The 26,056-nt window shown below is 63.3% G+C and carries 19 protein-coding genes; 6 read left to right on the forward strand and 13 right to left on the reverse strand.

Features of this window, described 5'->3' with window-relative positions:
• Positions 1 to 364 precede the first annotated feature (364 nt).
• Together murU and DK391_RS31120 are read right to left on the reverse strand one after the other, a co-directional pair.
• A complete protein-coding gene (murU, locus tag DK391_RS31115) occupies positions 365 to 1,063 on the reverse strand; it encodes an N-acetylmuramate alpha-1-phosphate uridylyltransferase MurU (RefSeq protein WP_109481844.1) in 699 nt (232 codons plus the stop codon).
• 23 nt (positions 1,064 to 1,086) lie between these two features.
• Positions 1,087 to 2,163, reverse strand: a complete 1,077-nt coding sequence (locus DK391_RS31120) for a phosphotransferase (protein WP_109481845.1) — start codon at positions 2,161 to 2,163, stop codon at positions 1,087 to 1,089.
• 224 nt (positions 2,164 to 2,387) lie between these two features.
• Between DK391_RS31120 and DK391_RS31125 the strand changes: the two genes are divergently transcribed.
• The 6 genes from DK391_RS31125 to gloA all read left to right on the forward strand — a co-directional run bounded on the left by DK391_RS31125 (position 2,388) and on the right by gloA (position 9,963).
• Entirely contained in the window at positions 2,388 to 4,757 is a 2,370-nt protein-coding gene (locus tag DK391_RS31125; protein ID WP_109481846.1) for an LPS-assembly protein LptD, read from the forward strand.
• An 85-nt stretch (positions 4,758 to 4,842) separates the two neighbouring features.
• Positions 4,843 to 6,222: a peptidylprolyl isomerase gene (locus DK391_RS31130; protein ID WP_109481847.1), complete on the forward strand. Its 1,380-nt coding sequence runs from the start codon at positions 4,843 to 4,845 to the stop codon at positions 6,220 to 6,222.
• A gap of 12 nt (positions 6,223 to 6,234) precedes the next feature.
• The gene (gene pdxA, locus DK391_RS31135; RefSeq protein ID WP_109481848.1) at positions 6,235 to 7,236 is read left to right on the forward strand and encodes a 4-hydroxythreonine-4-phosphate dehydrogenase PdxA; all 1,002 of its coding nucleotides are present in this window, start codon (positions 6,235 to 6,237) and stop codon (positions 7,234 to 7,236) included.
• A gap of 21 nt (positions 7,237 to 7,257) precedes the next feature.
• A complete protein-coding gene (gene rsmA / locus DK391_RS31140; protein WP_109481849.1) occupies positions 7,258 to 8,088 on the forward strand; it encodes a 16S rRNA (adenine(1518)-N(6)/adenine(1519)-N(6))-dimethyltransferase RsmA in 831 nt (276 codons plus the stop codon).
• A gap of 238 nt (positions 8,089 to 8,326) precedes the next feature.
• Positions 8,327 to 9,454, forward strand: a complete 1,128-nt coding sequence (locus tag DK391_RS31145) for a porin (RefSeq protein ID WP_109481850.1) — start codon at positions 8,327 to 8,329, stop codon at positions 9,452 to 9,454.
• A 122-nt stretch (positions 9,455 to 9,576) separates the two neighbouring features.
• Positions 9,577 to 9,963, forward strand: a complete 387-nt coding sequence (gloA, locus tag DK391_RS31150) for a lactoylglutathione lyase (protein ID WP_109481851.1) — start codon at positions 9,577 to 9,579, stop codon at positions 9,961 to 9,963.
• A gap of 731 nt (positions 9,964 to 10,694) precedes the next feature.
• Here the strand turns inward: gloA and DK391_RS31155 are convergent.
• From DK391_RS31155 to DK391_RS31205, 11 genes are all read right to left on the reverse strand, one after another.
• Complete coding sequence (locus tag DK391_RS31155; protein WP_109481852.1) at positions 10,695 to 11,003, reverse strand: hypothetical protein; 309 nt, start codon at positions 11,001 to 11,003, stop codon at positions 10,695 to 10,697.
• Positions 11,004 to 11,086: 83 nt separating this feature from the next.
• Positions 11,087 to 12,025 carry a 2-dehydropantoate 2-reductase gene (panE, locus tag DK391_RS31160; protein WP_109481853.1) on the reverse strand — a complete coding sequence of 313 codons (939 nt, stop codon included), beginning with the start codon at positions 12,023 to 12,025 and terminating at the stop codon, positions 11,087 to 11,089.
• Between the two features lie 132 nt (positions 12,026 to 12,157).
• Entirely contained in the window at positions 12,158 to 13,342 is a 1,185-nt protein-coding gene (locus tag DK391_RS31165; protein ID WP_109481854.1) for a thiolase family protein, read from the reverse strand.
• 63 nt (positions 13,343 to 13,405) lie between these two features.
• Entirely contained in the window at positions 13,406 to 14,866 is a 1,461-nt protein-coding gene (locus DK391_RS31170; protein WP_109481855.1) for an efflux transporter outer membrane subunit, read from the reverse strand.
• 45 nt (positions 14,867 to 14,911) lie between these two features.
• Positions 14,912 to 16,492: a DHA2 family efflux MFS transporter permease subunit gene (locus tag DK391_RS31175; RefSeq protein WP_109481856.1), complete on the reverse strand. Its 1,581-nt coding sequence runs from the start codon at positions 16,490 to 16,492 to the stop codon at positions 14,912 to 14,914.
• 21 nt (positions 16,493 to 16,513) lie between these two features.
• Complete coding sequence (locus tag DK391_RS31180; RefSeq protein ID WP_109481857.1) at positions 16,514 to 17,629, reverse strand: HlyD family secretion protein; 1,116 nt, start codon at positions 17,627 to 17,629, stop codon at positions 16,514 to 16,516.
• 80 nt (positions 17,630 to 17,709) lie between these two features.
• Positions 17,710 to 18,153 carry a MarR family winged helix-turn-helix transcriptional regulator gene (locus DK391_RS31185; protein WP_109481858.1) on the reverse strand — a complete coding sequence of 148 codons (444 nt, stop codon included), beginning with the start codon at positions 18,151 to 18,153 and terminating at the stop codon, positions 17,710 to 17,712.
• 62 nt (positions 18,154 to 18,215) lie between these two features.
• Entirely contained in the window at positions 18,216 to 18,641 is a 426-nt protein-coding gene (locus DK391_RS31190; protein WP_109481859.1) for a MarR family transcriptional regulator, read from the reverse strand.
• A 73-nt stretch (positions 18,642 to 18,714) separates the two neighbouring features.
• Entirely contained in the window at positions 18,715 to 19,605 is an 891-nt protein-coding gene (locus DK391_RS31195; protein WP_109481860.1) for a transglutaminase family protein, read from the reverse strand.
• On the reverse strand, positions 19,602 to 22,217 hold the full coding sequence (locus DK391_RS31200; protein WP_109481861.1) for a circularly permuted type 2 ATP-grasp protein: 2,616 nt from the start codon (positions 22,215 to 22,217) through the stop codon (positions 19,602 to 19,604). The genes DK391_RS31195 and DK391_RS31200 overlap by 4 nt, the downstream gene beginning before the upstream one ends.
• Positions 22,218 to 22,275: 58 nt before the next feature.
• Positions 22,276 to 25,725 carry a transglutaminase family protein gene (locus DK391_RS31205; RefSeq protein ID WP_109481862.1) on the reverse strand — a complete coding sequence of 1,150 codons (3,450 nt, stop codon included), beginning with the start codon at positions 25,723 to 25,725 and terminating at the stop codon, positions 22,276 to 22,278.
• Positions 25,726 to 26,056 lie beyond the last annotated feature (331 nt).

Consider the following 26,056-nt stretch of genomic DNA (forward strand, 5'->3'; position numbering starts at 1 on the left):
GCAAAGGCGGTGTGTCTTGTAGGATCGCCGACGCATCAGGCGCGACAACCTACACACCGTTTGCCACCTGGGCTGCAGATACGATTCGCTGCCGCTCGGGGCGCTACGGGTGATTGAAATGGGGTAGGCGAATATTTGAAGCGATAGCAACGGGCGGTGACTGAAAGGTTGCCGTGTGAAGGATAGGAACAGAGGGGGACCCGCAGGCAATGACCGGAGTGGGCGGTGTTAGCCCGCTTTCTTTTGCCTACTTTTCTTTGCGGCGGCAAAGAAAAGTAGGTGCCGCCCCGCACAGGGGCAACGCGTGAAGAACCACTAACAAAACGCGGACGCCAGCGAACAGACAAACCCAGCAAACCCAACACTAACCCCGCTGCGCCAGCAGCACCCTATCAAGCGTTTCCAACTGATCAGGCGTGCCAACATTCTCCCAAAGCCCATCGTAAAGCTCGCCTGTCGCACGCCCGTGCGCAATGGTCTCGCGATAGTAAGGCGTCAAAGCCTGCCGGCTCCCCGGCACAACATCGCGAAACATCCGCGTGTCATACATCCCGATACTGCCGAACGTAAGCCGCGGCGCACCGTCGAGCGCCAGCGAACCATCACTCGTGAGAACGAAATCCCCATTGGGATGAAACGAGGGATTCGGCACCATCACCAGATGCATCCCCGGCTTGTCGAGACCGGCCAGTCGCGCAGCATGCCCACGCAATAACCCATAGTCAAAGTCCGAATAAACATCACCTGCAACGGCGACAAACACCTCAGGCTCGCCGCCATCCTCGAGCAACGGCAACGCCTGGGCAATCCCACCCGCAGTCTCGAGCGCTTCGCCCTCGGCCGAATAACGCAACGACACCCCAAACCGCGAGCCATCGCCCAGCGCCTCTTCGATCATCGAACCCAGCCACGCATGATTGATCACGATCGTCGTGAATCCCGCACTCGCGAGCCGCTCGATCTGCCATTCGATCAGCGCCTTGCCGCCCACCTTCAGCAATGGCTTCGGACAGGTGTCCGTCAACGGTCGCATCCGGTCGCCGCGCCCGGCGGCGAAGATCATCGCTTTATTCAAGGTCTTCACCGTCAGAACGTATAGCCGACATCGACAGCGCGGCCTTCGAGGTCATCGAGCAGTTTCGCGAACGGCACGAGCGGCCGGTAGCGTTCGCACACCTTGCGCGCGTAGCCCATGAAACGCGGCAGATCCGCCATGTAATGCGGTTTGCTGTCGCGATAGTTGATCCGGCAGAACAGGCCGAGCACCTTGATGTGCCGCTGCAATCCCATCCACTCGATCTGCCGGTAAAACTCGCCGAAGTCGGCATCGACGGGCAAGCCCGCCTTTTTCGCGCGTTCCCAGTAGTACACGAAGCAGTCAATCTCGAACTCCTCGTCCCAGCTGATGAACGCGTCGCGCAGCAGCGAGGCCACGTCGTAGGTGATCGGGCCGTACACCGCGTCCTGAAAGTCGAGCACACCCGGATTCGGGCTGGCGATCATCAGATTGCGCGGCATGAAATCGCGCAGCATGAACACCTGCGGCTGCGCCCGCGCGCTCGCGACCAGCAGCGCAAAGGTCCGGTCGAGCACGCCGCGCGTAGTCTCGTCCACCTCGCGGCCCAAGTGCCGACCGATGAACCATTCCGGCATCAGTTCCATCTCGCGGCGCAGGAACGCTTCGTCGAACGGCGGCAGCACGTCCTCGCGCGACGCCAGCTGCCAGCGGATCAGCGCATCGAGCGCGTCGCGCATCAGCGCGCGGGCCTCGGCGGGGCTGCTTTCCCTGAGCGTTGACAAATACGACTGGGTGCCGAGATCCGTCACGAGCATGAAGCCCGCGTCGAGATCCACTTCGAGCACGCGCGGCACATGCACGCCCGCGTCGGCCAGCAAACCCGCCACCTGGACGAATTCGCGGCATTTTTCGGGCGGCGGCGCATCGACGGCGATCACTGTGCCGCCGCCCGCTGCAAGCTCCACGCCGCTGCCCGCGAGGCGGAAATAGCGGCGGAAGCTCGCGTCGGCGGAAGCGGGTTTCAGGGTGGCCAGGTCCAGACCGTAGCGGTCCGCATGGGTTTTCAGCCAGCCGTCGAGAAGTTCGAGACGGCTGTCCGCTGTCGAAGAAGCGGATGTAAGGGAAGAAGCAGGGGAATGCGTCATGAAATACAGGCGACAAAATCGGGGTGGGCAACGTCTTGCCATATAATACCCCACGACTTTTTTGACGCGACTCGCGTCAGTTCTCGCGCATCTCGCAGGATCGCCCGCCTCACCGCTGCATGAATCGTCAATAGTTGTGCATTCGATACCCGATTGCACAGGCGGCTACGCGCGACCGAACAGGGCGGATGAACTGACAGCAGGGCCGATACGCCAAACGATACATGCCGCCCAGACAGCTTTTCCCAACCACTCCCTCCTCTGGCGGCCTGCCGCGCAGAAGGCGGCTCGCAGCGGCGCTGGTCGCCGTGCCGGGTCTGCTGCCCGCGCTGTCGCATGCACAGCTGGCGGGAGAGGCGGCGCAGGCGCAGCCGATAGACGCGCCGTGGGGCCTGCGGCTGGCTCCACAACTCGAAGAACACACCACGCCCGACGGCGCGAGTCCCGCCACCTTCGTGCTGGGCGACTCGACCACGGGCACCGCCGATCAGGACATCGCCGCCAAGGGTTCGGCGGAAGTCCGTCGCGGCACCTCGGCCCTGAAGGCCGACGCGCTTCATTACGATCAGGATACGGACATGGCCGATGCATACGGCAATGTCCATCTGTCCGGCAACGGCGCCACGTTCGCGGGCCCCGAAGCGCACATGAAGATCGAGTCGAGCGAAGGCTACATGACCACGCCGAAGTATCACTTCACGGTGACGGGCGGGTCGGGTAGCGCGGAGCGGGTCGATCTGCTCGACAACGAGCGCTCGGTGTTCACGAGCGGCACGTACACGGCGTGTCAGTGCTCGGAAAACCCGGCGTGGTACATCAAGGGCAGCGAGTTCGATTTCGACACGGGCGCCGACGACGGCGTCGCGCACAACGGCGTGCTGTTCTTCCAGGGCGTGCCCGTGTTCGCGAGTCCGTGGCTGTCGTTCCCGCTGTCGGGCGCGCGGCGCAGCGGCCTGTTGCCGCCCACGGCGTCGCTCAGTTCGACCAACGGTTTCGAGCTGTCGCTGCCGTACTACTTCAACATCGCGCCGAACCGCGATCTGACGGTCACGCCGCGGATTCTGGCCAAGCGCGGCGTGCAGTTGCAGGCGAACTTCCGCTATCTGTCGCCAACGTATAGCGGGTCGATCACGGGCGAGTATCTGCCCGACGACAAGATCACCCACACGAACCGCTACGCGCTGTATATCCAGCACAACCAGAACTTCGGTTCGGGCTTCGGTGGGTACATCTACTACAACAAGGTCTCGGACAACACCTATCCGGAAGACCTGTCGTCGTCGACGAACCAGTTCCTGAACGGCACGCAGCTGCTGTACCAGCAGGAAGCCGGCCTCACGTACAACAACGGTCCGTGGTCGGTGCTCGCGCGCGAGCAGCACTGGCAGACGCTGACGCCGTCCACCGCGCCGTACGGCCGCGAGCCGCAGTTGAACGTGAAGTACGCGAAGTACAACATCGGCGGCTTCGACTTCGGCGCAGAAGCCGACTACACGCGTTTTCGTATCACCACGGCGGATGCGACGGAAGGCGATCGCGTCGTCTTCAATCCGTACATCGCGTATTCGGTGGTCGGGCCGGGCTATTTCGTCACGCCGAAGGTGCAATGGCACTTCGCGTCGTACGATCTGAGCAATATCGGCACGGGTTCGCCTGCAAACCAGCCGAAGAACTTCACGGAGTCGGTGCCGACGTTCTCGTTCGACACCGGCCTGATCTTCGACCGCTCGGTGCGCGTGTTCGGCCAGGACTATATCCAGACGCTGGAACCGCGTCTGTACTACGTCTACACGCCGTATCGCAACCAGAGCTTCGCGCCGCTGTTCGACACGGCTGAATCGGACTTCGGTCTGGCAGAAATCTTCACGCCGAATACGTTCGTCGGTAACGACCGTATCGCCGATGCGAACCGGATCACGGCCGCGCTCACCACGCGTTTCCTGAACCCGGCAACGGGGGACGAGCGCGCGCGCTTCGTGATCGCGCAGCAGTACTATTTCCGCGATCAGCGCGTCACGCTGGACCAGACGCCGCAAGCGTCGGAACAGGCAACGCATTCGGACCTGATTCTCGGCGCGTCGCTGAAGCTCGGGGCTGGTTTCGCGTCGGAAACGGCGTTCCAATATAATGCCGACAACAATCAGCTGGTGAAAACCAGCATCGGTTTCGGGTACAGCCCGGAATCGGGCAAGGTCATCAACCTCGGCTATCGTTACACGCGCGCCAACACCACGCTCGACGACCAGCCGATCAACCAGCTGCTGATCTCGGGCCAATGGCCGCTGATGCACCGTGTCAACGGCGTCGGACGGGTCAATTACGACCTGAAGCGGCAACGCGTCGTCGACGCGCTACTCGGCGTGCAATACGACGCGGATTGCTGGACGCTCGGCGTCGGTTTCCAGCGCTATGCAAACGGGGTCACCTCGACGGGCAGCACGTCGTCCGGCACGCGGGTGCTCGCGCAGTTGACCTTCAAGGGGCTGTCGAGCGTCGACAACGGGCTGATGTCCGCGTTCCGCGCAAGCGTGGCGGGCTACCAGCCGCCAGCGCCGCCGCCGCCGCCCGAATCGCAGTTCAACAACTACGAATGATGGTGTCACGCATCATGGACCGATGCCGCGTCGTTCGCAGGACGGAAAAGACGGGCCGAGCGTGCCCGACATCACTGGAGTATCTGTGGCAATCATGAAAAAGCTTCGCCTGGCAACGTTCGCGACCGGCTTCGCTGCGGCCGCATCCATTCTTCTGGCCGCATCGGCGCACGCACAGGCACTGGGCGGCGACAGCAATGCCCAGACGGTCGACACCATCGCGGCTGTCGTCAACAACGGCGTCATCACGCAGCGCGAGCTGGACATGCGCGTCGGCCTCATCACGAAGCGGCTGAACCAGCAGCACGCGCCGATTCCGCCTGCCGACCAGCTGCGCCAGCAGGTGCTCAACCAGATGGTGCTGGAGCGCATCCAGCTGCAGAAGGCGCGTGAAGACGGCATCACCGTCGACGAACCGACCGTGCAGCGCACGCTCGAGCGCCTCGCGCAGGCCAACAACATGTCGCTCGACATGTACCGCTCGCGCATCGAGGCGCAAGGCGTGCCCTGGTCGACCTTCACGGGCGACGCGAAGACGGAACTGCTGCTGTCGCGTCTGCGCGAGAAGGAAGTGGACAGCAAGGTCACGGTTTCGGACGCGGAAGTGGCGAACTACATCGCCAGCCAGCGCGGCCCGACGGCGGGTCTGACGAGCGATCTGCACCTCGAGCACATCCTCCTGAAGGCGCCGCTCAACGCGTCGCAGACGGATATCGAGGCGGCTCAGGCCAAGGCGAATGCGCTGCTGCAGGAAGCCATGAAGGGCGATAACTTCGAGAAGCTCGCGAAGTCCAATTCGCAGGCACCCGATGCCTCCAAGGGCGGCGATCTGGGCTTCCAGCCGCCGTCGAAACTGCCGGCTGAATTCGTGACGGCCGCTTCGACGCTGCGTCCGGGCCAGGTCAATCCGACCGTGATCCGCACCAACGACGGCTTCGAGATCGTGCGTCTCGTCGAGCGCCGTTCGGGTCAGGGTTCGACTTCCGCCGATTCGACCAAGCTCACGCAGACACACGTGCGCCACATCCTGCTGCGCGTCGGCGACGGTCTGTCGGAGCCGCAGGCACGCCAGAAGCTGCTGGAAATCCGCCAGGAAATCGAATCGGGTCAGGGCGATTTCGACAAGTTCGCGCGTACTTATTCGCAGGACGGTTCGGCGTCGCAAGGCGGCGATCTGGGCTGGATCAGCCCGGGTGAAACGGTGCCCGAGTTCGAGCGCGCGATGAATGCGCTGCAGGACAACCAGATCAGCCAGCCGGTGCGAAGCGAATACGGCTACCACCTGATCCAGGTGCTCGGCCGCCGCGAAGCGGAAGGCTCAGTGTCGCAGCAGATGGACCTCGCGCGTCAGGCGATCGGTCAGCGCAAGGCCGAACAGGCTTATGCCGACTGGCTGCGTGAACTGCGCGACACCGCGTATGTCGATTACAAGGTAGGCCCGATCACGGGTACTTCCGCGCAATAAACAGGAATCGTCATGACGTCAGCCCAGCCCTCGAATGCACCGCTGAACATCGCGATCACCACGGGCGAGCCGGCTGGCGTCGGTCCTGAACTCACGGCGCAGGCGCTCGCGGCAGCGGGCGCGCATTGGCCCGACGCGCACTTCACGGTGCTCGCCGACAGCGGCCTGATGGCCGAACGCGCGAACGCCGTCGGCGTCGACTGGGCGGCGCAGCAGGGCCGCCGCATCGCCACGCAGCATCACGCGCTCGGCGCGCCCGCGCAGGCGGGCAAGCTCGACGCGAAGAACGGCCCGTATGTGCTTGGGCTGCTCGACGCCGCTATCGACGGCGCGCTCGCCGGCACGTTCGACGCGATCGTCACCGCGCCGCTGCAAAAGAGCACGATCAACGATGCCGGCGTGCCGTTCACCGGCCACACCGAATATCTCGCTGAACGCACGCATACGCCGCGCGTCGTGATGATGCTGGCGGGTACGGGTGCAAGGCCGCTGCGCGTTGCACTGGCCACCACGCATCTGCCGCTGAAGGATGTGTCGGCGGCGTTGACGGTCGAAGGTCTCGTCGACACACTGCGTATCATCGATCACGACTTGCGCCATCATTTCGGCCTGCCTGCGCCGCGTATTCTCGTCACTGGCCTGAATCCGCATGCAGGTGAAAACGGCTATCTCGGCCGCGAAGAAATCGATGTGATTTCGCCCGCGCTGAAACTGGCGGACGGGCTGGGCATCGATGCACGCGGCCCATATCCCGCCGATACCCTGTTCCAGCCGCGTTATCTGAACGAAGCCGATTGCGTGCTCGCGATGTTCCACGATCAGGGCTTGCCGGTGCTGAAGTATGCGACCTTCGGCGAAGGTATCAACGTGACGCTGGGCTTGCCGATCATCCGCACGTCCGTCGATCACGGCACGGCACTCGATCTCGCCGGCACGGGCCGCGCGGACGCGGGCAGCCTGATTGCCGCGATCGACACGGCAGTTTCCATGGCGCGCAGCCGTCGCGCCTCCTGACTTATTTTGTAGCTTCTTTCGATGTCCAACAGTTCAAGCAGACAGCACCAGGGCCATTTCGCGCGCAAGCGCTTCGGACAGAATTTTCTGGTCGACCTGGGCATCATCGATTCGATTGTCGACGTGATCCGTCCGCAACGCGGCGAGCGCATGGTCGAAATCGGGCCGGGGCTGGGCGCGCTGACGGCACCGCTGATCGCGCGACTCGCGACGCCTGAGAGCCCGCTGCACGCCGTCGAACTGGATCGCGATCTGATCGGGCGCGTGAAGAAGAAATTCGGCGAGCTGCTCGAACTTCATGAAGGCGACGCGCTCGCGTTCGACTTCGGTTCGCTGGCAGCGGACGGCGACAAGCGGACGCTGCGTATCGTCGGCAATCTGCCGTACAACATTTCGAGTCCGCTGCTGTTCCACCTCGCCACCTTTGCCGAGCGCGTGATCGATCAGCATTTCATGCTGCAGAACGAAGTGGTCGAACGGATGGTCGCGGAGCCGGGCAGCAAGGCGTTCAGCCGTCTCTCGGTGATGCTGCAGTACCGCTACGTGATCGACAAGCTGCTCGACGTGCCGCCCGAGTCGTTCCAGCCGCCGCCGAAGGTCGATTCGGCGATCGTGCGCATGATTCCGTACGAGAAGCATGAACTGCCCGTCGTCGATGAAACCACGCTCGGTGAAGTCGTCACGGCCGCGTTCTCGCAGCGTCGCAAGATGTTGCGCAATACGCTGTCCGCGTATCGCGATGTGATCGATTTCGACGCGCTCGGCTTCGATCTGCAGCGCCGCGCCGAAGATGTGCCCGTCGCGGAATATGTGGCCGTGGCGCAGGCCGTGTCGGCTGCTGCGCCTCAATAGCCGCCCGGATTTCCGCTTTCGTCTCTGCGAACGCAACGACAGAATCCCAACTACGATTCGTTGCATTCTCAAAGATCACTGTAGACAGCCCGCAACACGCGGGCTTTCTTTTATCTTTCTGACTCTTCATACAGATTAATCTTACGCTTGCTTGCGCAGGCCTCATTGCGCGCCAGCGACGCCGCACCGCTTTAAGACATTCCCACGCGAACGCATGCAGGATGGATCAGGAGACGGTATGACGAAGGTGAGCAAGAGGCTGAAGGTCTGCGCATGGGCTGCGCTGTCGCCTGCTGTGATGTGCGCGACGGCGCACGCGCAATCGAGCGTCACCTTGTACGGCATCGTCGATGAAAGCGTGCGCTATATGACGCACGTGAACAAAAACGGCGATTCGAGCGTCGGTCTCGGCAACGGCGGCATGTCGGAGAGCCGTTGGGGCTTGCGCGGCGTCGAAGACCTGGGCGGCGGCTGGTCGACTTTCTTCAAGCTCGAAAACCGCATCTATATCAACAGCGGACAAAGCGATCCGACGCTGCCGTTTTTCAACGAAGCGCAGGTGGGCGTGCAATCGTCAACGTATGGCAAGCTGATTTTTGGGCGCATGCCGAACGTGCTGATCGAGGGCATCACGATTGGCGGCTACGGCAGCAACCCGTGGATTCCGTACGACTTCAGCTTTCAGCCGGAAGTGACGATGTCGGGTGGCATCTGGACGAGCAATCAGGTGCAGTATCAGGCGCGCGCGCATGACGTGATCTTGTCGATGGCGTATGCGTTCGGCGGCGTGGCGGGGCACACGTCGTATGGCTCGCAGTATGGCGCGGCCGTTGCCTACGCGCCGAGTGGCGGCCCGGTTAATCTGGGCGGCGCATATGAAGAGTCACGCGATTCCGTGAACGGCAGCGCCGCGAAGGCGTGGACGTTCGGCGCGTCGTACACATGGGACCAGACGCGCTTTGCGCTCGGTTATATCGTCAATCAGAACGATGCGGGCTTTTCGAACTTCGCGAACGGTCCGTTCACGGCGCCTGTGCTTGCTGCGCTCAAGTACACGGATTTTTCACGGCGTCGCATGATACTGGGCGGCATCACGCAGCAGGTCGGCGCCGCGTGGCATTTCGCGGCGAACGTGTGGCGGACTTTGCAGGATGGCAAGACATCCGCGCAGGACGGCTCGGCGTGGCAGTATCAACTGGTCGCCGACTACAGTTTGTCGAAGCGTACGGATGTGTATGTGGAAGGCGATTACTCGCTGTATCGCGGTGATCTGATTGGCGCACAATTGCAGGGCGTCAATAGTGTTGGACTCTCGCAGAAGGGAACGCAGATCGGTCTGATGGCGGGACTACGGCACCTCTTCTAGCCGTTTGCTCGATGCCGTTGGCGCGTGGACGATGACTGTTGCGCTGGGTCGCGCTTAGCGAGAGAGCGGCTTTTTCGTTACAGTGTCGTCCTCGACATTGACAGGCCACATGGGAGTACATAATGCGCCTTCTCCACACTATGCTTCGAGTCGGCAATCTCGACCGCTCGATCAAGTTCTACACTGAGTTGCTCGGCATGAAAGTGCTGCGTCGGAATGATTATCCGGAGGGCAAGTTCACGCTAGCCTTCGTTGGTTATGAAGATGAGAAAGATGGCACGGTTCTCGAGTTGACGCACAACTGGGATACCGAGTCTTATGACATGGGGAACGCGTTTGGACACCTCGCTGTTGAGGTGGATGATGCGTATGCCGCGTGTGCGAAGATCAAGGAGCAGGGCGGGACTGTCGTGCGCGAGGCTGGGCCTATGAAGCACGGTACGACTGTTATTGCATTTGTCACGGACCCTGACGGGTACAAGATCGAGTTTATTCAGAAGAAGAGTTGATTTTTGGTGTGGGGCTGGCGCAGGTTTGGTTTTTTGCTGGCATCCGCGGTTTGCTCCTGGTTCTTCATGCGTCGCCCCTGTGCGGGGCGGCACCTACTTTTCTTTGCCGCCGCAAAGAAAAGTAGGCAAAAGAAAGCGGGCTAACACCGCCAACACTTCTTCTTGCCTGCGGGCCCCCTACGGCCCTGTCCTGTTCATGGCAACGCACTTCTCGATGCCCGCTGCCAACGCTCTAAAGAGCGCATCCCCCGCTTCACACGCCCGCGTCACAACTTGCGCGATCAACCTGCCCAGGTTCCCCAGGTGGCAAACGGTGTGTCGGCTTTCGCGCCGTACACGCACCACTCCGGACTGAAAAGCAAAGGCGGTGTCTCTTGTAGGATCGCCGACGCATGGGGCGCGACAACCTACACACCGTTTGCCACCTGGGCGGCAAATGCGAGTCGCTGCCGCTGGCTGTACTACGGGTGATTGAAGCGGGGGAGGCGCTTGTTCGAAGCGTGAGCAACGAGGATGAAGAAGGGAGATGTCGTGTGAGGGATAGGACCGGTCGGGGGCCCGCAGGCAATAACAAGGATTAGCGGTGTTAGCCCGCTTTCTTTGCTTACTTTCTTTGCGGCGGCAAAGAAAGTAAGTGCCGCCCCGCACAGGGGCAACACCTGCAGACCACTACCAAAAAGCGGATGCCAGCAAATAACCCACCCCGCACCGCAGCACAGATTGAGGCCCCTTCAGGGCCGCCGAAAAACCACAGAAACAGCAATCGACAACCAAACCGCCATCACCCCAATCAAAAACATCCCCCTACCAAACCGTATCTTCGAGTCATCCGACTCCGACACAACAGGCGAGGTCACAACAAACGGCACCAGCCCGAGAAACGCAAACCCAACAATCGCAAACCCGGCAACAAGCCGATCAGTCGTCGTCCAGCTGCCGCCTTCCTGCAAGCCCCAATAGCCGAGGAAGATAATCCCAAGTGAGAACATCGTCGCGGAGGCCGTGCAGAGCGCCGGCACCGAACCCTGAGGCATGGGCATGGTCAACCTCGTGTGAGTCAGTGCGGTCGATTCTACTTCAGCCTCCCGCATTACTGCCCGGTCAGCCCCTCACATTGGAATCATCAGACGGACTGCCGCGCCAGCCTCGCTTCATAAGCTTTCAGATGGCTGTACGCGACACGCAGCAGCGACAGCGCACCATCCTTCTGCGCCTCGCCGCCGCGCGCGATCAGATCGCCAACGACATGATCCGCTTCGATCCGCGATTGCATTTCGATGTCGCGCAACATGGAAGCCGTCAGCGGCGAGCCTTCCGCAAACAGGATGGTCTGCGCCCGTGCATTGGAAGCATCGCCGAGCGGATAACCGTTCGCTGCCGCCACGCCCTTGCATTCGCCGAGAATGCCTTCGATCACACGACGCCCGTCCGCCGTCTTCACAATGTCGCCGATAGCGGCGCGATGCAGACAGGTGCTGGTCGCCAGCGTGGCGAGGAACACCCACTTCTCCCACATCTGCTGCAGGATATTGTCGGATGCGGCGGAATCGAAACCCGCGCCATCGAATGCCGCAGCCACGTTGCGCACGCGCTCGCTGATGCCGCCATCCAGTTCGCCGAAGCCAATCGAATGCATGTCGTTCAGATGCACGATCTCGCGCTCGCGATTGAGCGTTGCCGCGATCACGCACTGGCCGCCCAGCACGTTCGCCGCACCGAAGCGCTGCTTGAGCACGTCGATATGGCGCATGCCGTTCAGCACGGGCAGGATCATCGTCGTGTCGCCGACAGCAGGCGCAAACGATTCGATCGCATCGTCGAGGTTGTAGGCCTTGCAGCTCAGCAGCACGAGATCGTAAGGCTGCGTGATCTGCGAGGCGAGCGTGGTCTTGACGTCGCGCAAGGTGAGATCGCCGCGCGGACTTTTGATGACCAGCCCCGAGCGCCGCAGTTCTTCAGCCCGCTTTTCGCGCACCAGAAACGTCACGTCGCGGCCCGCCTGCGCAAGGCGCCCGCCAAAGTAGCCACCCGTTGCCCCTGCCCCTACTACGAGAATTCGCATTGCTCCTCCGTTGTCTGCTCGCATCGCCTGCGCCGTGCGCGTGGATAGGCAGTATGTCGTAAAACGACACCGCCCGCAGCGAGCTTGCGTGCGCCGCTGCGGACGGTGTCCATGCAATCGGATCGAAACGCGTCAGACGGTTTCCAGCGCCAGCGCAATGCCCTGCCCGCCGCCGATGCACAAGGTCACGATGCCACGCTTGAGACCATCGCGGCGCATCGAATGAATCAGGCGCGTGGTCAGGATCGCGCCCGTTGCGCCGATAGGATGGCCATGCGCAATCGCGCCGCCTTCCACGTTGATGATGTCGTGCGCGAGACTGAGTTTCTGCGCAACGGCAAGCGGCACGGCGGCGAACGCCTCGTTGATCTCGACGCGTTCGACATCGCCGAGTTTCCAGCCCGCGCGTTCCAGCGCGATCTGCACGGCAGGCACGGGGCCGAGGCCGAACATGCCCGGCTCGATTGCCGCGACACCGAACGACACGAGACGCGCGAACGGTTCGATGTCGTGGGCATCCGCATAGTCGCGTCCCGCGACGATCATTGCCGCCGCGCCGCTGTTCAGACCCGGCGCATTGCCCGCCGTGATCGTGCCGTCGGCACGGAACGCAGGGCGCAGCTTCGCGAGCGTTTCGATGGTCGTATCGGGGCGCGGCTGCTCGTCGCGCGCGAATTGCACCGTGCCCTTGCGCCCGGCGATTTCGACGGCGACCAGTTCGGCATCGAACAGACCACGCTCCTGCGCCGCGGCAAAGCGCTGTTGCGAACGCGCCGCCCATTCGTCCTGCGCGGCGCGCGTCAGTTCGGCCTTGCTCACCAGATCTTCCGTATGCCAGCCGGAGTGCTCGTCGGAAAACGCATCGACAAGACCGTCGCGCAACATGCTGTCATGCACCTGCGCATTGCCCATGCGGCTGCCCCAGCGGCCGCTGTCGAGCAGATACGGCGCACGGTCCATGTTCTCCATGCCGCCCGCGATCGCCACATCGCCGTATCCGAGCGCGATCTCCTGCGCCGCCGTCACGATCGCCTGCGCGCCGGAGCCGCCCACGCGGTTCACGGTCAACGCCGGCACCGACACGGGCGCGCCGCCGCCAATCGCCGCCTGGCGCGCGGGATTCATCTTGTTGCCGGCCTGCACGACATTGCCCATCACCACCGACGACAACGTCGCTGCATCGACGCCGCTGCGCCGCAACGTTTCGCGCACCGCCGCCGCGCCAAGCTGCACGGCAGGCACATCTTTCAACGACCCACCGAATGCGCCGATAGGCGTACGGACGGGATGCGCAATCACAATCTCGCGTGCATTCATCGCAATTCCTCAAGTTGAAGGACACCATTACGGCCTCGCGCGAGCGAGGCGCCACATTCGCGTTCAGTTCGCCGCGACATCTGCCGCAGCTTTCGCCTTTGCGACATCGCTGTTGCCAGCCGCAGGCACATCCCAGCCACCACCGAGCGAGCGATACAACGCAACGACAGCCTGCGCATGCTCGCGCTTCGCCTGGTTCAGCGCTTCCGAGTCGCGCAGATACGCCTCTTGTGCATCGAGCACATCGAGGAAGCTCGACGCGCCGCCCTTGTACAGTTCCGTCGACAGATGCAGCGCCTGACCCGACGCATCGAGTGCGCCGCCGAGCTTCGCGACCTGCGCGTCGTCGTTGACGAGATCGCTGCGCGTATCCTCGATTTCCTTCAGCGCGTTGAGCATCGTCTGTTGCAGGTTCAATTGCGATTCGCGCATGCGGCTCTCGTTCTGCTCGATATGCGCGGTGATGCGGCCCGCGTTGAAGATCGGGCTGGTGGCATTCAAGGCCGCGCTGAAGAGGTTGTCCGTCAGTGTCGGCATGCCGAGATACGACGATGCGAGAATGCCGTCGCTCAGGCTCAGGTTGAACTTCGGATAACGGTCCGCGCGCGCCACGCCAACCTCGGCGGCACGCTGTTCGACGGTTGCGTAGGCGGTGCGCACATCAGGACGGCGCAGCAGCGCTTCCGACGGCAACGTCTGCGGCACGCTTTGCGCAGGTGCGGGAATCGGACGCGCCTCGCTCAGCAGCAAACTGTCGATGCTTTCCGGCGTGCGTCCCGACAGCACTGCGATCAGGCTCATGTCGTGCTGGATGTCCGATTTGATCTTCGGCAGTTGTGCCTGCAAATCCTGTAACTGGTTCTGCGCGCGGGCGACGTCGAGTTGCGTCGACAGCCCGTATTTCAGGCGCTTTTGCGTGAGGTTCAGCGCGCGGGCGCGAATCTCCTCGTTGTCGTTGACGATCTGCAATTGCGATTGCGCCCAGCGCAAGTCGATATACGCGGCAGCCGTGTTCGCCGCGATTGCGAGCCGCAGTTCGTTCAGCGCCGATTGCCGCCCCGTTGTCTGCGCCTGTGCGGCGAGCACAGCCAGACGTTCGCCGCCGAACACGTCGGGCTGCCACGAGGCCGTCAAACCGGCGCCAGCCTGCTTCACATAGCCGAGCGGCGGCGGCGTGTTGATCCGTTCATACGATGCCGTCGCGCCCGCATCGAGTTGCGGCGCCAGCGCGGCGCGCTGCTGCTTCGTCACTTCCTGCGCCTGCTTCACGCGCTCGACGGCGGCTTTCACGTCGAGGTTATCGTTGAGCACGATATCGACCAGCTGGTGCATGGTCGGATCGCCGAACTGCGACCACCATTCATCCGCGTCCACCGTGTCCTTCGGTGCATCGACGCTCCACGCGTCGGGCGCGACCGTTTTCACTGTCTGCGGCAAGTCCGCGTGCGTCTCGGGCTGCACCGCGCAGGCCGCAAGCGTCATGACGGCGGCAACGGCAAGCGCTTTGGCTACGATCTGTTTCATATCGGGTTTTCCAGTCAGCGGAAAGAGTGATGGCATGCGGGCGTTTTAGTGCGCGTCGGGCGGCGGCGCGGTCAAACCAAAAGGCCGCGAGAACAGCACGCTGATCAGGCCCACCGCAAAGCACAGCGAGACGGCGAGGAAGGTGTCGGAGAAGGTCAGCACGAGCGCTTCGCGCATCAGCAATGCATGCAGCGAAGCGAGTCCCGCCGACGCGCCGTTGAGCATGTCGCCACCCACCGCCGCGAAATGTGCGCTCTGGTTCTGCAGCATCGCTTCGATCACCGGACGGCCCGCCGTTACATGCTCGTCGAGACGTTCGTAATGCAGGTTCAGGCGATCGTTGAGCATCGTGCTGCACACGGCAATGCCGATTGCGCCGCCCAGGTTCCGCATCAGGTTGAACAGTCCACTGGCCGACTTGAGCCGCGACGGCGGCAGCGAACCCAGCGCCATCGTCACGATGGGCGGCACGCAGAACTGCTGGCCAACGCCGCGCAACACCTGCGGAATCAGCAACTCCTGCCAGCCCCACTGGTTTGTCAGCGGCACATACAGGTAACAGCCCACGCCGAAGCAGATCAGGCCGAACACCATCAGCAGACGCATATCGACGCGTCGCGCGAGAAACGAATAGGCGGTCAGCGCGACGAGTTGCGCGCAACCCACCGACAACAACGCAACGCCGATCTGCAGCGAATCGAAACCCCGCACACGCGACAGAAACACCGGCGTCAGAAACACCGTGCAGAACAGACCAATGCCCGTAATAAACGACAGCAGACTGCCGATGCCGAAGTTGCGGATCGCCAGCGCTCGCAGATCGACAATCGGTTCTTTCGCAGTGAACGCATGCACGAGAAACAGGAAACCGCAGATCGCGCAGATCCACGCGCAGAACAGGATCACGTTATCGCCGAACCAGTTCTTGCGCGGCCCTTCTTCGAGCACATATTCGAGGCAGCCGAGAAAGCCCGACATCAGCAGAATGCCCAGATAGTCGCCTGTCTTGAGCAGCGATATATCCGCGTGATCGACGTTGACATAGCGCGGCACGAGTACGGTCACGAGGATGCCGGGCACGAGGTTCAGATAGAACAGCCAGTGCCACGACCATTGATCCGTGATCCAGCCGCCGATCACCGGGCCGATGGTCGGTGCCAGCGAGGCGAGCGCGCCGATCGTCGTCGCGGCGATGATCCGCTGCTTGCCGGGAAACAGCATGAACGCTGTCGTGAACACGGTCGGAATCATCGCCGCGCCCGCAGCGCCTTGCAGGCCGCGAAACAGGATCATCGAGTTGATGTCCCAGGCGAGGCCGCACAGCATGCTCGTGATGGTGAAGCCCAGCGCCGACGCCGCAAACACCCAGCGTGTAGAGAACACGCGCGTGAGCCAGCCCGACATCGGAATCACCATGATTTCGGCGATCAGATACGCGGTCTGCACCCACGACAGTTCATCCTGGCTCGCCGACAGCCCGCCGCCGATATCCTTCAGCGACGACGCGACGATCTGGATATCGAGCGTCGCCATGAAGAAACCGAGGCACAGCAGCGAGAATGCGAAGACTTTGGTAGCGGTCGGCAGATCGGCCGGATTCGCGGGAGCGGATGTCGTCTTGCTCATGATGGTCGCGGCGTCCGTGCGTTACGAAGCCGAACGGCCTGCGGCACGGCTCGTGTCCGCTTCGTCGCGCAGATGCACCTTCACCGTCGCCGACAGACCGGGGCGCAGCACGCCTTGCATCTGCTTCGGCACCGACAGGCGCACGCGCACCGGCACGCGCTGCACGATCTTCGTGAAGTTGCCCGTCGCGTTCTCTGCGGGCAGCACGCTGAAGGTAGCACCCGTGGCAGGCGCGAGACTCTCGACCACGCCTTCGATGCGATGGCTCGACGCGTCCAGATCGACATCGACGACATCGCCGACCTGCATCTTCTTCAATTGGTCTTCCTTGAAGTTCGCGTCGATCCACAGACCGTTCGCGGGCACCACCGTCAGCAGCGACACGCCCACATTCGCCAGCACGCCGACGCGCGCCGTGCGATTGCCGACATATCCATCGATCGGTGCGCGAATCGTGGTGTACTCCACGTTCAATGCGGCCACGCGCTGCGATGCCACTGCCGTCGCGACGCGGGCGTGAGCATCGTTGATCTGCGCATCGAGCACGGTCAACTGGCGCTGCGCCGCCGTCAGCGCGGCACTGCTGCGATCCACTGCGGCATGTGCTTTCGCGAGGTCGGCATCGGCGCGTTCGACGACCTGATTCGACACGGCGTCGTCCTTCACGAGCTGGCGATAGCGCACCGAATCCGACGCGCTACGCGTCAACTCAGCGCCTGATGCGCGCACTTCGGCGGACTGCTCGTTGATGGTCGCAAGCTGCAGCGATTTCTTCGCTTCCAGTTCCGTCACGGAGGCTTCCGCACTCGCGACTTCCGCATTGGCCTGCGCGAGACGCGCATCGTAATCGCGCGAATCGAGGCGGATCAGCACTTGCCCGGCTTTGACGAACTGGTTGTCCTGCACCAGCACGTCTTCGACGAAGCCGCTCACCTTCGGCGCAAGCACGGTGACATCGCCGCCCACATAGGCGTCGTCGGTGGTTTCGATGTAGCGGCCCACAAAGAACCAGTACGAACCGGCGGCCGCAACCACGACGATCACGGTGATCACCGCCAGCAGCATCCACGGAATACTGCGCGTCTGTTTCGCTACACCGGCGACGGCGGGCGGAGCAATGGAAGGAGTGGTAGACATGGCTCTATGTGCGTATGCACTGGAAGTCGTTGAAAAAAAGCGCGTTACTGCGCCTGCCTGATTGCGTGATACCTGTGGCGTTAGCGCCGCGTCATATCGAACAGTTCGTCGCGCAGATCCGCCGCGCGTTGCGTCCCGAAGCGTTCTTCGAATTCTTTCTGCGCCGCGTGCCAATGCTCGCGCGCCGCTTTCAGGCGTTCTTCGCCCGCCGTCGTCAGCATCACCGTCAACACACGGCGGTTGCTGCGCGACGCTTCCGTGAACACCAGTCCGTCACGCTGCAACGGCTGGATCGCACGGACCAGCGTGGTGCGCTCCATCACCATCGAGTCGGCGAGTTCCTTCATCGTCATCCACTTGCGGCGCATCAGCCGGCCCATGATCGAGAACTGCGTCGTCTTCAGGCCAACCTGGCCGAGATGACGGTCGTAAAGCTGGGTCACGAAACGCGCCGCCTGACGGATCGCAAAGCAATCGTCTTCGGGCGAAACCTGCATCTCTTCAGCGTTTAACTCTACGTGCATATGCACACCATGAAATCGTTTGTGTCGGATGCGCCTTGCGGCGCGCGAAAAACACAACGGGATTATTCGGCCGTCAGATTGAACAACTCGGCGCGCAAGGCCTTCGCGCGGCTGCGTCCGAACTTGGTTTCAAACTCGTCCTGCGCGGCGCGCCATGCGATAGCGGCCTGTTCGAAGGTTTCCTTGCCGGCTTTCGACAGGCTGAACTGATAGGTGCGGCCATCGTGCTCCGACGACTCGCTGACGACAAGCCCGTCGCGCTGCAAAGGCTTCAACGCTCGCACGAGCGTGGTGCGTTCCATCACCATGGTCTCGGCCAGTTCCATCATGGTCAGACCAGGCCTGCGCGCCAGCTTCGCGACGATCGTAAACTGCGCCGCCGTCAGGCCGACCTCGCCGAGATGGCGTTCGTAGATCTGCGTGACGTACCGCGCCGCCTGGCGCAGCGCGAAACAGTTGCAATCGTCATGGGAAGGAAGCTTGCTCATGGAAGGAAGTCTATATGTGCGTATGCACGCTGTCAAATCTGGCAGCGATGCGCCGATTGAAATTCACTGTTGCTTATAGCGCCAGCACGCTGACGGCGACCTCGACCCGATGCGCACCGCCGCCAAGAATCATGCCGCGCAGCAGCGAGACGTCGCTGTAATCGCGGCCGATGGCGAGCGTCACGTGGTCCATGTCGGCGAGCACGTCGTTGGTGGGGTCCAGATCGATCCAGCCGCTTTGCGGGCAATGCACCGACACCCACGCATGCGACGCATCGGCGCCGATCAGGCGCGGCTGACCCGGCGGCGGATCATTGCGCAGGTAGCCGCTGACATAGCGCGCGGGCAGGCCAAGCGCTCGCAGGCACCCAATCATCACCTGCGCGAAATCCTGGCAGACGCCGCTTTTCATATCGAACGCACGTTCGGCAGGTGTATCGAACATCGTCGCCGACGGCTTGTAATCGAAATCCGCGTGAATGCGGTGCATCAGATCGATCGCGCCCGCGACGATGGGCGTGCCGGGTTTGAAGCTGCGCAGCGCGTAGTCGCGTAACGACGGCTTCAAAGCGATATTGGGCGACGCAAAGCAGAACTCGACCTGTGGATGACACACGCCGCCTGCGCGAAAGTGCAGCGAATCGGCGACTTCCTCCCATACCGGCGTGGCCTCGGGGTCGAGATCGCGCCAGCGCGGCGTCAGTTGCACCGTCGTTTCACTGACCATTTGCAAACGCTCATGCGGCGCATCGAGTGCGAAATACAGCACGTCGTTGCCGAACGCATCGATACGGCTATGCAGATACGAAGGCGATGGCTCGATACGCTCGGTATGCGCAACCACGCGCTGCCACGAGCACGCGAGTGGGCGGATCGTCGCGAGATGTTGCGCCGTCTCGACCAGCGTCGAGTAGTGATACGTGGTGCGATGCGACACGGACAGCAGCGTCTGGGCATCCTTCATGACTGCACCTGCGCGGCAAGCGTGTTCGCGTGGCTGAAATAGCGCGCACTGATTTCATTCGCGGCAGCCGTCACGCACATCGCGAGGCGGTCGCACAACGCGATCAGTTCCGTGTACAGGCCGTCGTCGTCCGTCGTGCACAGCTGTTCGAGCGACGGCAGCGCGCTCGCGGCCGGCAGCATATCGGCGAAGCGGCGATGACGCGTGCCACCCGCCGCCATCGAAATATCGTCGAGCTTCGACCGCAGCCGCGCATACACGCCGTACAGACCGCGCGGATTGGTCGGCTCGATCACGAGCAGATCGATCAGCGCGGGCACTTCGAGCCGGCCCGGATACAGCGAGCGATACGTCAGCGTGCTGTCGAACAGTTGCAGCAGCAGATCGAACGCAGCGGGCGTCGCCAGCTGGCGCTGCGTCGCGACCACGCGCAGGATCGACGTCATCGCCCATACGCGTTCGATATGACGGCCGGCAAACATCAGCCGCCACGCTTCGTCGCGCGTCATGCGGTCGCCTTGCGCGCCGCTGATCGCCGCGAGCTGCGTGGCGAGATGTTCGAGCGCGTTCATCAGCGACACGCGGTTGTAGCGCGCCTTGCCACGCGATGACGCCTTCGACGACACAGCGGCCGCCGGCGTCAGTTCATGCAGCGCGTCGCGGAAATCGTTACGCGCGGCGAGAATCACGCGCCAGTGATCGTTCGATAGCCGCCCGCGTATTTCACCGCTCGCGCGCGCCTGGCTCGCGAGATTCTGACCGATGCTGTAAGCGCCGTTGTTTTCGTGCAGATTCGCCACCAGCGTGCGCTCGAACGCCTGCAGCGATTGCCCCGCGACGATATCGCCCGCTTGCACGAGGCCAAATTGCAGCGCGAGTTCGGCGAGAGTCGCGAACATCGTGTCGGCGCCGTTGCTTTCCAGCGAGCCGAGAATCAGCCGCAACAGCCGCACGTTGTTTTCCGCGCGCTCGCCGTAGCGGCCGCTCCAGAACAGGTTTTCCGCCGCGCGGCTCGATACCGTGCGATGTTTGCGCGCGAGGTCGGCGGGTTTCAGCGGCGAAGGCAACAGCGACGTGAAGGTCGAATTCGGCTGGCTCGACAACACCCACGTGTCGACACTGCTGCCGCCGAACTGCATCGACACCGACGACTGCCGCTCCGCCGCGAGTCGCGTGAAGCCGCCGGGCAGCACATGCCAGTCACCGTTCGCATCGGCGACGGCAATCGCGCGCAGCACGCTGGGCCGGTTGCCGATCGTGCCGTCGTCGTAGCGCGGCGTGCATGAATACGGCAGCGGCTGCTGGATCGTGAACGCATCGGGCGAGCGCGCGATGCGGCTTTTCCACGCGTCGAGCCGCTGCATGCCGCCTGCAATGCCGGGCGGGCCGGCCGGCGTGCGCGTGGGCCATGTCGGCTGCAGGAACGCGTCTTCCATGTTCGCGAAGGCGTGCTCGCGCGCGGCTTCTTCGCCGCACCACCAGGTCGGTACGCCGTTCAGCAGCAAGGGTTCGTTGAGCAGGGTCTGCGAGATGCCGGGCAAAAAGCCGTGCATCGCCGGCGATTCGAGAAAGCCCGAACCCGGCACATTCGACACGATCACATTGCCCGCGCGCATCACCTGCAACAGCCCCGGCACGCCGATGGTGGAATCGGCGCGCAATTCGACGGGATCGCAGAACGCGTCGTCGAGACGCCGCAGCACCACGTGCACGCGCTCCAGACCCGTCAGCGTCTTCAGATACAGCATGTCGTTGCGGACCGTCAGATCCTTGCCCTCAGCGAGCGTCACGCCAAGATAACGGGCCAGAAACGCATGCTCGAAATAGGTTTCCGCGAACGGCCCCGGCGTGAGCAGCGCGATATGCGGTGCACTGTCCGTCTTGCCGTCGCGCATGGTTTCGCGCGCCCATTCGGCGAGCGTCGCGATCATCGTCGAGAAGGTGGGCGCGAGGCGGCTGACGCGCAACTCGCGGAACGCATCGGCGAATACGCTCGACACGATCATGCGGTTTTCGAGCGCGTAACCGGAGCCGGACGGCACCTCGGTGCGATGCGACACCACCGTCCACTCGCCGTTCGGCGCACGCGCCAGATCGACGCCGACCACCTGCAGAAACTGTCCGCCCGGCGGCACGAAGCCCTTCACCGAGCGCAGATAGCCGGGATGCCCGAACACCAGCGCGGGCGGCAGCTTGCTTTGCATCAACAGCTTCTGCGGGCCATACACGTCGGCGAGAATCGCGTTGAGCAGCTTCGCGCGCTGCTGCACGCCACGCTCGATCACCGCCCATTCGTCTTCATCGATGATGAACGGCAGCAGATCGAGCGCCCACGGACGCGGCTCGCCCTTGTCGGCATACACGTTGTACGTGATGTCGTTGTCGCGCACCTGCTGCGCGATCGACGCCCGCCCCGGCTCCAGCCCCGCAATGCCTTCTTCGCCGAGCAGCTCGAAAAAGCGCCGCCACGGCGCGCGCAACAGACCCGACGCATCGCGCAGTTCATCCCAGTGGCCTTCGCGCACGTCCAGCAGCGGCAACGTGCGCAGCAGGGCCATCGCATCGGGATGGCCTGCTGCCGCTTCGAACGGGAAGGTGGATTGAAAGGCCAAGATGTCGTCGCGAGTCTGTTGTTGTGGGCTTTACGGTTTCAGCGGCGGCTAACCAGTATCACCAGTGCCGCAAATCCAGCGTGAACGGAAACTCCAGGCTGCGCGGCGCCGTTTCCACCACGAGCGGCCCAGGCGTATGGCCCGTCGTGAAGAAACGCGCGCGCCGCCGGCTTTCCGCTTCGTACGCGTTCACCGGGAAGGTCTGATAGTTGCGCCCGCCCGGATGAGCGACATGATACTGGCATCCGCCGATCGAGCGTCCCGTCCACGTATCGACCACATCGAAAGTCAGCGGCGCGTGCACGCCTATCGTAGGATGCAGCGCCGACGATTGCTCCCATGCGCGGAAGCTCACGCCCGCGACGAACTCGCTGATGCGGCCCGTCGACTGCAGCGGCAGCGGCACGCCGTTGACGCTCACCACATGACGGTTGTCGTTCAGTCCCAGCACCTTCACTTCGAGCCGTTCGACGGAGGAATCGACATAGCGCACCGTGCCGCCCGCCGAGCCTTCTTCGCCCATCACGTGCCACGGTTCCAGCGCGCCGCTGATGGTCAGCGACAGGCCATTCGCGTGCGTCTCGCCGATCGCCGGGAAGCGGAACGCGAAATGCGGCGCGAACCACTCGCTCTCGAATGCGTAGCCCGCGTTGCGCAGATCGGCGAGCACGTCGTCGAAATCCATCTGCACGAAGGTGCCGAGCAGGAAACGGTCGTGCAGTTCGGTGCCCCAGCGCGTGAGGCGCGTCGTATACGGCGTGTGCCAGAACTTCGCGACCAGCGCGCGCAACAGCAGTTGCTGCACGAGACTCATGCGCGCGTGCGGCGGCATTTCGAAGCCGCGCAGTTCGAGCAGGCCGAGGCGGCCCGTCGGACCATCGGGCGAATAGAGCTTGTCGATGCAGAACTCGGCGCGGTGCGTGTTGCCCGTCACGTCGATCAGGATGTTGCGCAGCACGCGGTCGACCAGCCACGGCGGGACGGCCGCGCTATCGCGACCGCCGAGCAGATCGACCTGCCGTTGCAGTTCGGCGAACGCCAGTTCGAGTTCGTAGACCTGGTCGTTGCGGGCTTCGTCGACGCGTGGCGCCTGACTGGTCGGCCCGATAAACAACCCGGAAAACAGGTACGACAGCGACGGATGGTTGATCCAGTACGCAATCAGGCTCGCCAGCAGATCGGGGCGGCGCAGGAACGGGCTGTCGGCGGGCGTCGCGCCGCCGAGCACGAAGTGGTTGCCGCCGCCCGTGCCTGCGTGGCGGCCATCGAGCATGAACTTCTCGGTGCTCAGATACGTTTCGTGCGCGGCGTTGTAGAGGAACTCGGTGTGATCGACCAGCTGGTTCCAGTTCTTCGCCGGATGTATGTTGACTTCGATCACGCCCGGATCGGGCGTCACCTGCAGCACGTGCAGACGCGGATCGCGCGGCGGCGGATAGCCTTCGATCACGACCTGCACCTTCAGATCGGCGGCTGTGGCTTCGACGGCGGCCAGCAGATCGAGATAGTCGTCGAGCGCGGTCAGCGGCGGCATGAACACATGCAGCTGCGCGCGTCCGTTGCCGAGCGCGTCGGCTTCCACTTTGGGACCGGCGGCGCGTGCCGGATTGCGCGCCTCGACGCACACCGCCGTGCGGATCACCGACGACGCCGATTCGCCGCGTTCAGGGAAGCGGTTTTGCGGCAGCGTGGCTGCCCCTTCGCCCTTGCCTGTGCCACCGATGCCGCCCGCGCCAAAGCCGATGCGTCCATTGCCGACATCTGCGCCGCCGCGCGCATCATACGACACGCCTTCGTACTGCATCCTCAATTCCGCCGCCGTGCGCAGCGGCACCGGCTCGGCAAACGGATCGTGCGCATGCTGATACGGATAATCGCCGCGTGCGACCCACGGCAGCGAATCGAGCGGCAGACGCAGGCCCATCGGCGAATCGCCGGGAATCAGGTACATGCGTTCGTCGCGGAAAAACCATGTGCCGCTTGTCCAGCCCGGCCCGCTCGTGGCGCGTGCCAGCGGCAGGACATAGCCTGTCACGCCCGACAGCCCCGCGTCGAACACGCGGCGCAACCGCACGCGCTCCATTTCATCGTCGAGACGCGAATCGAACGGATCGACGTTGACGGGCAAACGGCGCTCGCGCCACAGGTAATACCACGTGTCTTCGTAGCCCGGCAGCGCATGGTTGCTGTCGACAGCAAGCTTCTCGGCCAGCCGCGTGATGAAGCGCTGCGCATCGTCGGAGGTGTAGTTGCCCGGGAAGCGCTCGTCGGCGAATAGCGCGGGATTGTTCCAGCACGGCTCGCCGTCGGCGCGCCAGTACAGCGACAGTGCCCAGCGCGGCAACTGCTCGCCCGGATACCACTTGCCCTGGCCAACATGCAGGAAGCCGTTCGCGCCATATTCGGCACGGAGCTTGTCCATCAGGCCGACGGCGTAGCCGCGCTTGGTCGGGCCGAGCGCGTCGGTGTTCCACTCGGCGGCGTCGCGGTCGCGTACCGACACGAAGGTCGGCTCGCCGCCCATCGTCAGGCGCACGTCCATCGCGTCGAGCTGGCTGTCCACCTGCGCGCCCATCGTCAGCACGCGTTGCCATGCCTCTTCCGTGTAGGGCTTGGTCACGCGCGGCGTTTCGAGCACGCGTGTGATCGACATCGCATGGTCGAACTCGACTTCGGATGCGTCGACCGCGCCTGAGATCGGCGCAGCGCTGCCCGGCTCCGGCGTGCAGGCGACGGGAATGTGCCCTTCGCCCGCCAGCAGGCCCGAGGTCGGATCGAAGCCAATCCAGCCCGCACCCGGCAGGAACACTTCGCACCACGCATGCAGGTCGGTGAAATCGTATTCGGTGCCGCTGGGGCCATCGAGCGACTTGGTATCGGGCGCCAGCTGCAGCAGATAGCCGGACACGAAACGCGCCGCCAGCCCGAGCTGACGCAGCGTCTCGACCAGCAGCCAGCCGGAATCGCGGCACGAACCCGACGCATTGACCAGCGTCTCTTCCGGCGTCTGCACGCCCGGCTCCATGCGGATCAGGTAGCGGATGTCGCGCTGCAAGCGCTGGTTCAACGCGACGAGGAAATCGATCGTCTTTTCCGGCGTGCGGTCGATGCTCGCGACGAACTCCGCGAAACGCGGCGTCATCTCGCGCTTCACCATATAGGGCGCCAGTTCGGCGGCCAGTTCGGGCGCGTAGTCGAACGGAAACTGCTCGGCGGCCGGTTCGAGAAAGAAATCGAACGGGTTGTAGACGGCCATCTCCGCGACCAGATCGATCGTGATCTTGAACTCGGGCGTGCGCTCGGGAAACACGAGCCGCGCCTGATAGTTCGCGAAGGCGTCCTGCTGCCAGTTGATGAAGTGCTGCTCCGGTTCGACGCGCATCGAATACGACAGGATCGGCGTACGGCAATGCGGCGCCGGGCGCAGCCGCACGACCTGCGGCGACAATCCGACGAGACGGTCATAGCGGTAATGCGTGACATGGTTCAGCGCGACACGGATGGACACTACGGACTCCTGGGGCGGAAAAGGCCGATAAAGGGGCAGACGCGAAAAGCAAGCTTTATGCCGTTGAGGGTGAACGTGCTGCGGGCGCTGCGTGGGCATCTACCGCATTGTCACGTCTTGGCTTCATGCTGCGAATGCCGAAGCGCGCACGCCGCATCCTGTTCGTTCATGCGGCGCACGCACCAAAGCGGCGCATGCTGCGAGCCGTCCGCGCACGCAATGTGCGCAAGACCAGCGACGTTATACCCGCGCGGCATGAAGATTGCGGGAAGCCACGCGCGCCGCCGCGTTTCAAACGGCCCGGTTTCTGGCGCACGCCACACCTGAAGTT

The organism is Paraburkholderia sp. C35 (genome assembly GCF_003121405.1).
Taxonomy (GTDB): domain Bacteria; phylum Pseudomonadota; class Gammaproteobacteria; order Burkholderiales; family Burkholderiaceae; genus Paraburkholderia.

What these genes read in the sequence shown, in the direction of transcription:
- DK391_RS31155 (WP_109481852.1), bottom strand. Translation starts at nt 11,003, where the DNA reads ATGCCCATGCCTCAGGGTTCGGTGCCGGCGCTCTGCACGGCCTCCGCG.
- rsmA (WP_109481849.1), top strand. Translation starts at nt 7,258, where the DNA reads ATGTCCAACAGTTCAAGCAGACAGCACCAGGGCCATTTCGCGCGCAAG.
- DK391_RS31185 (WP_109481858.1), bottom strand. Translation starts at nt 18,153, where the DNA reads ATGCACGTAGAGTTAAACGCTGAAGAGATGCAGGTTTCGCCCGAAGAC.
- DK391_RS31175 (WP_109481856.1), bottom strand. Translation starts at nt 16,492, where the DNA reads ATGAGCAAGACGACATCCGCTCCCGCGAATCCGGCCGATCTGCCGACC.
- DK391_RS31125 (WP_109481846.1), top strand. Translation starts at nt 2,388, where the DNA reads ATGCCGCCCAGACAGCTTTTCCCAACCACTCCCTCCTCTGGCGGCCTG.
- DK391_RS31180 (WP_109481857.1), bottom strand. Translation starts at nt 17,629, where the DNA reads ATGTCTACCACTCCTTCCATTGCTCCGCCCGCCGTCGCCGGTGTAGCG.
- pdxA (WP_109481848.1), top strand. Translation starts at nt 6,235, where the DNA reads ATGACGTCAGCCCAGCCCTCGAATGCACCGCTGAACATCGCGATCACC.
- DK391_RS31165 (WP_109481854.1), bottom strand. Translation starts at nt 13,342, where the DNA reads ATGAATGCACGCGAGATTGTGATTGCGCATCCCGTCCGTACGCCTATC.
- DK391_RS31190 (WP_109481859.1), bottom strand. Translation starts at nt 18,641, where the DNA reads ATGAGCAAGCTTCCTTCCCATGACGATTGCAACTGTTTCGCGCTGCGC.
- murU (WP_109481844.1), bottom strand. Translation starts at nt 1,063, where the DNA reads ATGATCTTCGCCGCCGGGCGCGGCGACCGGATGCGACCGTTGACGGAC.
- DK391_RS31120 (WP_109481845.1), bottom strand. Translation starts at nt 2,163, where the DNA reads ATGACGCATTCCCCTGCTTCTTCCCTTACATCCGCTTCTTCGACAGCG.
- panE (WP_109481853.1), bottom strand. Translation starts at nt 12,025, where the DNA reads ATGCGAATTCTCGTAGTAGGGGCAGGGGCAACGGGTGGCTACTTTGGC.
- DK391_RS31195 (WP_109481860.1), bottom strand. Translation starts at nt 19,605, where the DNA reads ATGAAGGATGCCCAGACGCTGCTGTCCGTGTCGCATCGCACCACGTAT.
- DK391_RS31145 (WP_109481850.1), top strand. Translation starts at nt 8,327, where the DNA reads ATGACGAAGGTGAGCAAGAGGCTGAAGGTCTGCGCATGGGCTGCGCTG.
- DK391_RS31170 (WP_109481855.1), bottom strand. Translation starts at nt 14,866, where the DNA reads ATGAAACAGATCGTAGCCAAAGCGCTTGCCGTTGCCGCCGTCATGACG.
- gloA (WP_109481851.1), top strand. Translation starts at nt 9,577, where the DNA reads ATGCGCCTTCTCCACACTATGCTTCGAGTCGGCAATCTCGACCGCTCG.